Annotated in this window: 2 protein-coding genes and 1 pseudogene; 1 reads left to right on the plus strand and 2 read right to left on the minus strand. The window is 75.6% G+C overall.

The window, feature by feature from the left end:
- Nucleotides 1–191: pseudogene (locus tag ACWDSL_RS53010) on the minus strand (DNA polymerase III subunit delta); the annotation flags it as partial.
- 62 nt (nt 192–253) lie between these two features.
- Here ACWDSL_RS53010 and ACWDSL_RS53015 point away from each other — a divergent pair.
- Complete coding sequence (locus ACWDSL_RS53015; RefSeq protein ID WP_450496897.1) at nt 254–532, plus strand: hypothetical protein; 279 nt, start codon at nt 254–256, stop codon at nt 530–532.
- 45 nt (nt 533–577) lie between these two features.
- Here ACWDSL_RS53015 and ACWDSL_RS53020 read toward each other — a convergent pair.
- Nucleotides 578–2384 (minus strand): ComEC/Rec2 family competence protein (locus ACWDSL_RS53020; RefSeq protein ID WP_450496899.1); only part of this gene is annotated, 1807 nt, incomplete at its 5' end.

Raw genomic sequence — 2384 nt, forward strand, 5'->3', positions numbered from 1 at the left:
CCGCTCTCCGGTTCTGCGCGGGTGCGGGGGTGCCCGGCGTCGTCCATGTGGCCGCCAACATCGGTGGCCGGGCCGGCGGCCCGGGCCGCCGCCACGACCTGCTGCACCGCGCGGTCGAGCAGCAGGTCCTCCTGGCCCACGGCGAGAGTCACGGGGGCGAGCGGATCGTCGGTCGTCGTCTTCCTGGCCATCGCCGTCCAGCATCCCACGACCCACCGACAACCTCGACAACCCCGACAGCCCCGCTCCCCTGATGCCCGACAATGATCCGGTGACCGATGCGCGCCTCGACCCCGTACGACATGTCCTCGTACTCCCCGACCGCGACGCGGCCGAGGAGGTGGCCGAGGGCCTGGCCGACCGCTTCGGCGTCGCCGAGGAACCCCATCTGATCCGGGACGCGCTGGCGGGCGAGGACGACGCGGAGGACGCGCAGTGGCTGGTGGTCGTGGAGGACCCGGCCAAGGCCCTGGATCCAGCGGCGCTGGACGCGTACGCGGCCGAGTACGAGGGATGGCTGGAGACCGAGTAGCCCCGGTGGCGGGTGGCCACCCGCCACCGCCGGGCGTGACCCGCGTCATCTGACCGCCGCCCGCAGGTCCGGACCGGTGATCGCGATCGGACCGGCGGAGTCGGTGCGCAGAACGGCGGCGCCCCGGGCACGGAGGGCGGCGACGGTTCGGGGTGATGGGTGGCCATACGGATTGTCCGCACCACAGCTGATCAGCGCGAGGCGCGGGCTCACGCGGCGGAGCAGGCCCGGGTCCTGGTAGGCGGAACCGTGGTGAGCGACCTTGAGGACGTCCACCTCGGGCAGCGCGGGGTGGGTGGCCAGCAGGGCACTCTGTGCGGGCGGTTCGAGATCGCCCAGGAGGAGGAAGGTCAGGCCCGCCGTGCGGACCAGAAGCGTGACGCTCGCGTCGTTCGGCCCCTCCACGGTCGGCGCGGGCGCGCCTTGTCCCTCCGCAGAGCGCACGGCCGTGGGCGGCGGCCACAGCACCTCCCACGACAGGGAGCCGATCCGGCGGCGCTCCCCCGGTGCGGCGGTGACCATCGGGATATGCGCCGCCCCGGCCCGGCGGCGCACGGACTCGGCCTGATCCGGCGGGTCCCGCAGGGGCGTCGTCTCGATCGCGCCCACCGCCCTGCCGCGCAACGCGCCGCTCAGCCCCGCCACATGGTCGGCGTGGAAGTGGGTGAGAACGAGCAGCGGAATGCGGACCACGCCCAGCCTCCGCAGACAGCGGTCCACGGCGCGCGGCTCAGGCCCGGTGTCCACGACGACGGCCGTGCCGGGGCCGGCCGAGAGGACCAGCGCGTCGCCCTGGCCGACATCGCAGACCACCAGGCGCCAACCGGGCGGCGGCCACCCGGAGATGACGCGTGCCAGTGGAGCCGGGCGGATGAGTGCGAGCAGCAGGAGCAGCGCGCAGAGCGCGCACAGCAGCCGGTGCCTCAGCAGGCGGCGACCGGTGAACACGGCGACGGCGGTGACGGCGGTCAGCAGCAGCCCGCCGGTCCAGCCGCCCGGCCAGGCCAGCTCCGCCCCGGGCAGCCCCGCGCCCGCGCGGGCGACGGAGGCGATCCACCCGGCCGGCCAACCCGCCAGCCAGGCCAGGCACTCGGCGACCGGGAACGCGAACGGGGCCGCCGCGAGGGCGGCGAAACCGAGGATCGTGGCGGGGGCGACCGCGAGCTCGGCGATCAGATTGCAGGGGATCGCCACCAGGCTCACCCGGCCGGCCAGCACCACGACCACCGGCGCGCACACCGCCTGGGCCGCTACGGCCGCGGCCAGCATCTCGGCGGGCTGCGGCGGCAGCCCGCGCCGCCGCAGGGCGGCACCGAGACCTGGTGCGAGGGTGAGCAGCGCGCCCGTGGCCAGCACGGAGAGCAGGAATCCGTAGCTCCGCGACAGCCAGGGGTCGTAGAGGACCAGTACCAGGACGGCGGCGGCCAGGGCGGGCAGCAGGGACCGGCGGCGGCCGGTGGCGATGGCCAGCAGGGTGATCAGCCCGCACGCGGCGGCGCGCAGCACGCTGGGGTCGGGTCTGCAGACGATGACGAAGCCGAGCGTGAGCCCGCCGCCGAGCAGCGCGGTCATCCGCAGCGGGACGCCCAGCCGGGCGGCGAGCCCACGCCGCTCGGCCCGGGCGGCGAGGTGGGGCGGTCCGATGAGCAGCACGAGGATCACCGACAGGTTGCTTCCGCTGACCGCCAGCAGATGCGTCATGTCGGCGGCCCGGAACGCCTCTTCGAGATCCGGCGACACCCGTGAGGTGTCCCCCACGACAAGCCCCGGGAGCAGCGCCCGCGCGTCCGGGGCCAGCCCGTCGGTCGCGGCCCGCAGACCGCCCCGCAGCCGCCCGGCCACGCGCTGGGCC

Source organism: Streptomyces sp. NPDC000941 (assembly GCF_053599555.1).